Source organism: Leifsonia sp. KNZ12-8B (assembly GCF_056755495.1).
Map to the genome: position 1 here is coordinate 1 of NZ_JBPGXM010000143.1, position 9334 is coordinate 9334.

Below are 9334 nucleotides of genomic sequence, written 5' to 3' on the forward strand. Positions count from 1 at the left end.
AGATGTGTATAAGAGACAGGGCCTATTCGGCGGGGAGGAGTTGCGCGGCGCTGATGACGCGGCGGCGCGCGATCGCCAGCAGCGCGAGGGCGAAGCCGAGCGCCGCCCAGAGGAGCAGTCCGCCGAGGCCCCGCCACACGTCCGCCGTCCCGTCGACGACGCCCTGCAGCGCGGTGATCGCGGGGAAGGTCGGCAGCCAGGGCAGCGCGCCGTCGAAGAACGCGGGCGCGGTCGAGACGATGCCCGACGCGAGCGTGATGACGACCACGAGCATGGAGAGGAACCTCCCGACCCCGCCGAGCAGCGCCGTCAGCCCGTGGTTGACCGCGGCGAACGCGACCCCGACGACGATCGCCGCGCCCGCGAAGCCGAACCAGTGGCCGGCGTCGAGCTTCATGGCCGGCTCCATCACCGCCGAGACGAGGACACCCTGGATCGCGCCGAGCACCGCGGCGGGGAGCAGCCCGTCGAGCGCGATCCTCCCGGCGGCGCGCGAGGTCAGCAGCGCCCGCCGCGACACCGCCTGCAGCACCAGGAACGTCGCGAGCGCGCCGAGCCAGAGCGCCACCGAGGCGAACAGCGGCACGCTCGTCGTGCCGAACGCCTCCACCCCCGAGGCCTTCTGCGTCACCGGCTCGGAGGCGACCGAGGCCAGATTGGTGCGCTCTCCGCTGCTGTAGCTCGGCAGCTGGTCGACCGCCTTGTCGAGGCCGGACGCCAGCGACGCGGCACCCGACGCCGACTGCTGCGCCCCGGTCGCGAGCGGTTGCACGCCCGCGCCGAGCTGCGTGAGGCCGTCCGCGAGCTGCGAGGCGCCGTCCGCGGACTGCTGGGCGCCGTCGGCGAGCTGCGAGGCGCCGTCGGCGGACTGCTGGGCGCCCGAGGCGAGCTGCGCCGCGCCGTCAGCGCTCTGCGCCGCGCCTCCCGCGAGCTGCTGCGCACCGCCGGCGAACTGCTGCAGGCCGCCGACCAGCGCATCCGCCTTCGTCGCGGCGTCCTCCGCGCCGGAGGCTGCGCCCGAGGCGTAGCCGATGCCGGTCTGCAGGCTCGGGAGGTTTTCCGTGATCGCCGTGCACAGCGCCCCGAGCTGCGGGCTCAGGCCGATCGCCGCCGGGGTGCACTGGGCCTGGGCGGCCGCGCCGATGTTGGCCGTGCCGGTCGTGACGTTCTGGGCGGCCGTGGCCGCGGCGCCGCCCAGCTGCCGGATGCCGCCCGGCAGCGCGGCCGCGGCGCCGACCGTCTCGCCCAGCGTGGACGCGAACTCCCCGGTCTGCGTCGACAGCGTCGTGAGCCCGCCCGAGAGCGCGCTCGCGCCGTCCGCCAGCTGTCCGACGCCGTCGGACAGCGACGATGCGCCCGTGGCGAGCTGTCCCGTCCCGTCGGCCAGCGCCGTCGCGCCGGACGTCAGCGGCGTGACCCCGTCGGCCAGTTGCTGCGTGCCGCTCGCGAGCTGAGTGAGCCCGCCCGAGAGGCTCTTCGCCCCGCTCGCCGCCTGGCCCAGCTGGTCGTGCAGCGTGTTGAAGCCGACGTACACGTTCTCGAGGTACGTGCTCGTCAGCTGCTTGTTGAGCACCGAGGTGGCCGTGGTGGTGACGGCCTGGCTGATCGCCGGGTCGACCAGCTTCGACGTGGAGCTCGTGCGCACGTCGATCGTCGCCTGGCCGGCCGCCGCGGCGTCGCCCGCGGTCGAGGTCGCGGCCTTCGAGAAGTTCTTCGGGATGGTGACCACGGCCACGTACGTGCCGTCGGAGAGCCCGGCGTCGGCGTCATCCGCATCCGTGAGCACCCACGAGAAGTTGTCCTTGTCGGTGTCGAGCAGGCCGCCGGCGAGCTGGCGGCCGAGGGGCACGGTCTGGCCGTTGACCTTCGCGGGCTCGTCGAGGTTGACGACCGCCGCCTTCACGTCGCCGAGGCGCTCGGTCGGATTCCAGAGCGCCCAGATCAGGAGGCCTCCGATCACGAGCGGCACCAGGATGAGGCCGGCCACGGTCAGCCAGGTGATGCGCTTGTCCGAGCGCACCCGCTCCAGCGAGAACAGCGAGCGCGGGCGGCGCAGCGGGGAGGTGGGGGTCGTCATCGGGTGTTCGCCTTCTCCAGGTGGGCCGCGGCGTGGGCGGCGTGATCGGTGGTGTCGGGGGAGCCGGCCGCGGCGGGTCGCGCCGCGCCGTCGGGATCGGCGGAGTCGTCGGCGAGCAGCACGGAGCTCGGCTCGACCTCGTCGGGGAGCAGGTCGTCGAGCCCGGCCGGATCGACGCAGCTGACGACCAGCGCGAACGGCCGCTCGTCGACCCTGGCCCGGCTGAGCGCCGCGCTCAGCTCGGAGCGGAGGCGGTGCCGCTCGACCGGGTCGGTCACGGTGTCGACGGCGTCGAGCGCCAGCAGCTCCGGGCGGCCGTCGAGCGCCAGCCGCAGGTCCTCCAGCGGGGTCTCGGTGGCTCCGAAGCGCACGACCGCGGTCCGCGCGCGCACGGCGGCGCCGCGCGTCGGCAGCACGAAGCCCGCCACCTTCATCGTCCCGGCGCTCGCCCGGGTGCGGCCCGCCACCGCCATGAGGAGGGCGAGGGAGGCGGTGCGGTCGCCGCCGTGGACGACCAGGACCTCCCCGTCGGCCAGCCGGAAGGAGACGTCGCGCAGCAGGGTGCGCCCCTTCGCCTCGACCGCGAGCCGGTCGGCCGCCGCGACGTACCGCGTGCCCGGCTCCGGCCACTGCGCGAGGTCGAGCTCCTTCTGCAGGCCCTCTCCCTCGACGTCGAACGAGGGGAGGATGCGGTCGAGCCAGCGCGGCATCCACCACGCCTTCTCGCCCAGCAGCTGCAGCACCGCAGGCACGAGCGTCATGCGCACGATGAACGCGTCGACGAAGACGCCCACCGCGAGCCCGAGCGCGATCGGCTTGATGGAGGTGTCGCCCTCCGGCACGAAGGCGGCGAAGACCGAGAACATGATGATCGCGGCGGCCGTGACCACCTTCGCCGAGCCGACGAACCCGCTCTGGATGGCGCGCCGGGCGTCCTTGCCGTGCACGTAGTCCTCGCGGATGCGGCTGACGAGGAACACCTCGTAGTCCATCGCCAGGCCGAACAGCACGCCCATCAGGATGATCGGCATGAAGCTGATCACCGGGCCCACCTTGTCGATGTGCAGCAGATCCGCGCCCCAGCCCCATTCGAACACCGCTGCCACGACGCCGAAGGCGACGCCGACCGAGAGCAGGTAGCCGAGCGCGGCCTTGATCGGCACCGCGATCGACCGGAACACCATGGTCAGCAGCACGAGCGAGAGCCCGACGACGAGGATGCCGAACGGCAGCAGCGCGCCGCCCAACCGGTCGGACACGTCGATCTGCACCGCGGTCGCCCCGGTGACCTGGAGGTCGACGCCGTACTCGTCGAGGAAGTGCTGGTGCTTCGCCCGGAGCTCGGCGACGAGCTCGGCCGTCCTCTGGTCGTCCGGGCCGGTGGTCGGGATGACCTGCACGATGCCGGTGTCCGCACCCTCGTTCGGCGTCGCGAGCGGGACCGCCGCCACCCCGGGCAGCTCGGCGATCTCCGCGCCGACCTTGTCCATCAGACCGACCGGGTCGGTGCTCGAGATGATCGACCCGGTCACGATCAGCGGCCCGTTGAAGCCGGGGCCGAAGTGCTCGGAGACCAGGTCGTACGTCGTCCGGGCGGAGTTGTCCGTCGGGAGGCTGCCGGCGTCGGGCAGCGCGAGCCGCAGCTGCATCGCGGGCAGGGTCGCGATGCCGAGTGCCACCACCACGGCGATGATCGTCACGAGCGGGAACCGGGTCACGGCGCGCACCCAGCCGCGGAAGAAGCCTCCCGGGATCTCGGCGGAGTGACCGAACCCGGGCGTGGAGACGGTGGCGGGCTGCGCGGCCTCGGCGGGCTGCTCCGTGCCCTCCTGCTCCGTGCTCTCCTGCTGCGCACGCGGCTTCTTCGCCGCCCGCCTGGCCGCCCGCCGCCCCGGCGTCAGCCGCGCCCCGGCGAAGCCGAGCAGCGCCGGCGTCATGGTGAGCGCGACCAGCACCGCGATCGCGACCGCCACCGAGGCGGCGATCCCCATCGTCGTGAGGAACGGGATGTTGGCGACCGCGAGCCCGGCCAGCGCGATGATGACCGTGATGCCGGCGAAGGTGACAGCGGAGCCCGCGGTCGCGACCGCCCTGGCCACCGACTCCTCCGGATCCAGTCCGGCCTTCAGCTGTCCCTGATGTCGCGAGATGATGAAGAGGGAGTAGTCGATGCCCACCGCGAGCCCGAGCATCAGGGCGAGCAGCGGCGTGGTCGACGAGATGGACCCGAACAGGGTCGCGATGAAGATCAGCGAGATCGACAGCCCGACGCCGAGCAGCGCCGTGATGAGCGGCATCCCGGCGGCGATGAACGAGCCGAACGTGACGATGAGCACGATCAGCGCGATCACCACGCCCACCAGCTCGGTGGCAGACACGGTCGGCAGGCTCTGCGAGAACAGCTCCCCGCCGACGGCGACCTGCGACCCGTCCGGCAGCGCCTTCTGCAGGTCGGCCCCCGCCTCCTTCACGGCGTCCTTGGTGGCCGTGGAGACCGTGGTCGCCTGGCCCTTCAGCTGCACGTTCACGATCGCGGCCGAGCGGTCGTCGGAGATCAGGTTCTTCACCGTCGTGCTGTACGGGGAGGTGGCGCCGGAGACGCCCGCGATGTCGCCGATGGTCGTCACGGCGTCCTCGACCGGCTTCCGGATGTCGGCGTCGTCGACGGTCGCGCCGTCGGGGGCGACGACCACGATCCTCGCCGTCGTGCCGCTGACCGAGGGGAAGGTGCGGTTGAGCATGTCGAGCGCCTCTTGCGACTGGGTGCCCGGGATGCTGAAGCTGTTGTCCGTGCCCTGGTTCAGCAGCACCGCGCCGCCGCCGAGGAGCACGAGGAGGGCGACCCAGAGGCCGACGACGAGCGCGCGGGCGCGGTAGGCCCAGCGGCCGATCGAATAGAGGAGCGAGGACACGTGGTCTCCAGCGGTGAGGGGTCGACGGAGGTTTCGATACACCGTTGTATCCGATGAACGACTGTATCGAATACACTTCTGTATCGGCACCAGGGCTCAGGAAGGTTTCAGCATTGGACAGCACGACAGCGGACCGGCAGGCCGAGCACGACGACGCCCCCGCCGAGTCGGCCAGGCGCCAGCGCACGCGCGCCCGGCTGCTCGACGCCGCCTTCGACGTCTTCGCCGAGCAGGGGGTGCGAGCGGCCAGCGTCGAGACGATCGCCGAGGCCGCCGGCTTCACCCGCGGCGCCTTCTACTCGAACTTCTCCAGCAAGGAGGAGCTCTTCTTCGCGCTCATGGAGCGCGAGAAGACGCTGCGCATGGAGCAGCTGGAGGCCGGGGTCGCCCGCTTCCTGACCCCGCTCGTCGGTGACGGCCCGGTCGAGCTGGGCGACGCCGAGGTGGTCGAGATCGTCACGCGCATCCTCGAGCTGCAGTCCGACGACCGCCGCTGGTGGCTCGTGCAGGCCGAGTTCCAGCTCCTCGCGCTGCGCGACCCGGAGATCGCCGCCGGGTTCGTGCGCTACCAGGACGACTTCTACCGCGAGCTGACCGAGACCGTGGTCGCGGCGCTCACGAGCGCACGCCGTCGCTTCACGATCGACGCCGAGGAGGCCGTGCGCGTCATCGCCGAGCTCTGCGCGAGCGGGGAGGCGCGGGCCCTGCTCGACGGCGACCGGCGCCGGTTCTCCGAGCGCCTCTCCGAGAGCGTGCCCGCGGTGCTGCTCGCCCTGACCCGGCCGCTCTGAGCCCGCCGCAAGGTCCGCAGGGTACTCTCTCTCGGATGCGACGCAGAGCCCTCCGGACCCTCACCGCCGCCGTTGCCGCCGTCCTCATCCTGGGCGGTGCGTCGGCGTGCTCCGGCGCGGGCGACGACAGGAGGCCCGCCGCCGCTGCTCCTGCACCGACGCCGACCGCGAGCGCGACGCCCGACCCGTTCCCGGACGAGCCGCTCACCGCCGACACCCGTTACGTGGCGCTCGGCGACTCCTTCGCGGCCGGGATGGGCGGCGGAGACGAGCAGGGCAAGTGCCGCACGAGCCCCAACGCCTACCCGTCCGTCTTCACCAAGGACGCCGGCGTCGACCTGATCGTCAACGCCGCCTGCGCGGGGGCGACCACCGGCGACCTCCTGCGCCGTCAGCTGATCGCCGTCGACGATCGCACCGACCTCATCACGCTGAGCATCGGCGGCAACGATCTCGGCGTCGCCGCCGTGGCCGCCGACTGCTCGGCGGGCAAGGCCGTCGCCTGCCGCAGCGAGCTGTCGTCGGCGCTCTCGCTGCTCGACGTGCTCCCGCAGCGACTCTCGACCGTCTACGCGGCCGTCGCCCAGGCGGCCCCGAACGCCAGGATCGTGGTGACGGGGTACGTCGTCATGTACGACCCCGGCAGCCCGGACAGCAAGGACTTCGGCCTCCGCACCGCGATCAACGCGGCCACCGTCGGCCTCAACCAGGTCATCGAGGACGCCGTGGACGCGCAGCGCGCCAAGGGCGTGCCGATGACGTTCATGCGGGTGGACTTCACCGGTCACCTGCTCGGCGACCCCGACCCGTGGATCAACCAGACCGGCGCCGACGCGTTCCACCCGACCGCGGAGGGCTACGCCGAGTACGCCAGGACGCTCGTCGCCGAGCTCGGCACCGCCGGCTGACCCGCACCGCCGGATCGCAGCGGCTCGGATCGCAGCGGCTCGGATCGCCGGGGCTCGGATCGCCGCAGCTCAGACGGCAGGACCGGCTCAGACGGCCGCGGCCGACGCGTGCTCGCGCGCGAAGGACAGCGTCTCCCGCAGCATCGCCGTGCGCTCGTGCCCACTGCGTGCCTTGCGGGTGTTGACCTCCGCGACCACAGCTCCCGTCCAGGCGGAGGCGGCGAGCAGCCGCAGCACCTCGGCCACCGGCTGGCTGCCGCGCCCGGGGAGGAGGTGCTCGTCGAAGACGCGCGAGTCGTCCAGCGCCCCCGACCCGTCGCACAGGTGGACGTGCCGCAGCCGGTCGCCGAGCGCCCGCGCGACCTCCAGCCCGTCCAGCCCGCTGAGCGCGGCGTGCGAGAAGTCGAGCGTGACGGCGTCGCAGTCCATTCCGACCGGGTTCCAGCCGGGGGAGTAGGCCGCCATCGAGCGGCCGGCCACCTTCCACGGGAACATGTTCTCGACCGCGATCACCACGCCCGCGGCGGCCGCGGTCGAGCGCACGATGTCGAGGAAGTCGTCGGCGTAGCCCGACTGCCAGCGGAAGGGAGGGTGCACGACGACGGTCTCGGCCCCCACCGCGGCCGCGAGCTCGGCCGACCGCTCCAGCTTCACCCGCGGGTCGCGGCCCCACACGAAGTGCGTGAGCAGCAGCACCGGCGCGTGGATGCTGAGGATCGGCACGCCGTACTGCTCCGAGAGCGCCAGCAGCGCCGCCGCGGACTGCGTCGTCTCGTCGCGGGTGACCATCACCTCCACGCCGTCGTAGCCGAGCTCCGCGGCCGCCGCGAAGGCGGCCTCGATGCCGAGCGGGTAGACGCAGGACGTGCTCAGGCCGATGCGCATCACGGCCGCACTGTAGTCCCGCACGCTGAACGCCGCATGACGCCGAGCGGAACGGCACCCCGCCGGACGACGCTGGTACCCTGGCCGGTACCGCCGCGAGGCGCGACCCACGAGGAAGAGGAACGACCATCACTGCGAACCCCGACACCGCGACCGACGCCTACGACCTCGTCATCGTCTCCAACCGGCTCCCCGTCGACCGGGTCGTCGACGAGAGCGGCGAGGCGAACTGGCGGCCATCGCCCGGCGGGCTGGTGGCGGCGCTGGAGCCGATGATGCGCTCGCAGGACGGCGTCTGGATCGGCTGGGCCGGCGTCTCCGACGAGGAGTTCGAGCCGTTCGAGGCCGGCGGGATCAACATCCGCCCGGTGATGCTGACCGAACAGGACCTCCAGGAGTACTACGAGGGCTTCTCCAACGACACGCTCTGGCCGCTCTACCACGACGTGATCGCGCAGCCGAGCTACCACCGGGAGTGGTGGGAGACCTACGTGAAGGTCAACCGCCGGTTCGCCGACGCGGCCGCCGAGGTCGCGGCCCAGGGCGCCGTGGTGTGGGTGCACGACTACCAGCTGCAGCTGGTCCCGGCGATGCTGCGCGAGGTGCGGCCGGATCTCGTCATCGGCTTCTTCAACCACATCCCGTTCCCGCCGTACGGCATCTACTCGCAGCTGCCCTGGCGCCGCCAGATCATCGACGGACTGCTCGGCGCCGATGTGATCGGCTTCCAGCGCGTCGCCGACGCCGGCAACTTCTCGCGCGCGGTCCGGCGGCTCAAGGGCTACGAGACGCGCGGACCGATCATCGAGGTCCCGATCGACACCGACGACCCGGCGTCCGGCTCGCACCGGCACGTCACCACGGACCGCCGCGGCGGTCTGGTCCGCACGGTGCTCGCGCGCGCCTTCCCGATCTCCATCGACGCCGACCAGTATCAGGAGCTCGCCCGCCGGCCCGAGATCCAGGCCCGCGCCCGCGAGATCCGCGAGGAGCTCGGCAACCCCAAGACCGTCATGCTCGGCGTCGACCGGCTCGACTACACCAAGGGCATCGGCCACCGGCTGAAGGCGTTCGGCGAGCTGCTCGCCGAGGGCCGCCTCGCCGCGGAGGACGTCACGCTCGTCCAGGTCGCGAGCCCCAGCCGCGAGCGCGTCGAGACCTACCGCCAGCTCCGCGACGAGATCGAGCTGACCGTCGGCCGCATCAACGGCGACTACTCGACGCTCGGCCACACCGCCATCGCCTACCTCCACCACGGCTACCCGCGCGAGGAGATGGTGGCGCTGTACCTCGCCGCCGACATCATGCTCGTCACTGCTCTCCGCGACGGAATGAACCTCGTCGCCAAGGAGTACGTCGCCACCCGCATCGACGAGGACGGCGTGCTCGTCCTCAGCGAGTTCACCGGCGCCTCCGACGAGCTGCGCCAGGCGCTGCTGATCAACCCGCACGACATCGAGGGGCTCAAGGAGACCATCCTGCAGGCGATCGCCATGCCCAAGCGGGACCGCACCCGCCGGATGCGCGCCCTGCGCCGCAAGGTGCTCACGAACGACGTCGCCCGCTGGTCGGCCTCCTTCCTCGACGCGCTCACCCGCAGCGCGCACGGCGACCACCCGCTGCAGAATCCGCCGGTGAACCGGCGCTGAGTGCGCCGGCCCCACGACGACCGACCACCCCGCTCCACCAGCACGCTCGAAGGATCATGACCGCTCCCTCCCCGCTCCCTCCCGCCTCCGCCGTCGCGGGGGGGGGGGGGGG

General features: G+C 72.5%; 6 protein-coding genes. 3 read left to right on the plus strand and 3 right to left on the minus strand.

Features of this window, described 5'->3' with window-relative positions:
• Positions 1 to 22: 22 nt before the first annotated feature.
• Entirely contained in the window at positions 23 to 2077 is a 2055-nt protein-coding gene (locus ACR9ZG_RS16265) for a YhgE/Pip family protein (RefSeq protein WP_481285894.1), read from the minus strand.
• Positions 2074 to 4989, minus strand: a complete 2916-nt coding sequence (locus ACR9ZG_RS16270) for an efflux RND transporter permease subunit (protein ID WP_481285895.1) — start codon at positions 4987 to 4989, stop codon at positions 2074 to 2076. The genes ACR9ZG_RS16265 and ACR9ZG_RS16270 overlap by 4 nt, the downstream gene beginning before the upstream one ends.
• Positions 4990 to 5102: 113 nt before the next feature.
• Here ACR9ZG_RS16270 and ACR9ZG_RS16275 point away from each other — a divergent pair, with 113 nt between their 5' ends.
• Both ACR9ZG_RS16275 and ACR9ZG_RS16280 read left to right on the plus strand, forming a co-directional pair.
• Positions 5103 to 5780 (plus strand): TetR family transcriptional regulator, encoded by a 678-nt coding sequence (locus ACR9ZG_RS16275; protein ID WP_481285896.1) that lies wholly within the window; start codon positions 5103 to 5105, stop codon positions 5778 to 5780.
• A 35-nt stretch (positions 5781 to 5815) separates the two neighbouring features.
• Entirely contained in the window at positions 5816 to 6688 is an 873-nt protein-coding gene (locus ACR9ZG_RS16280) for an SGNH/GDSL hydrolase family protein (protein ID WP_481285897.1), read from the plus strand.
• Between the two features lie 87 nt (positions 6689 to 6775).
• Here ACR9ZG_RS16280 and ACR9ZG_RS16285 read toward each other — a convergent pair whose 3' ends face one another.
• Positions 6776 to 7576, minus strand: a complete 801-nt coding sequence (locus ACR9ZG_RS16285; RefSeq protein ID WP_481285898.1) for a sugar phosphate isomerase/epimerase family protein — start codon at positions 7574 to 7576, stop codon at positions 6776 to 6778.
• Between the two features lie 125 nt (positions 7577 to 7701).
• On the opposite strand from ACR9ZG_RS16285, the gene otsA reads away from it, so the two are divergent.
• Positions 7702 to 9222: an alpha,alpha-trehalose-phosphate synthase (UDP-forming) gene (gene otsA / locus ACR9ZG_RS16290; RefSeq protein WP_481285899.1), complete on the plus strand. Its 1521-nt coding sequence runs from the start codon at positions 7702 to 7704 to the stop codon at positions 9220 to 9222.
• Positions 9223 to 9334: the final 112 nt, after the last annotated feature.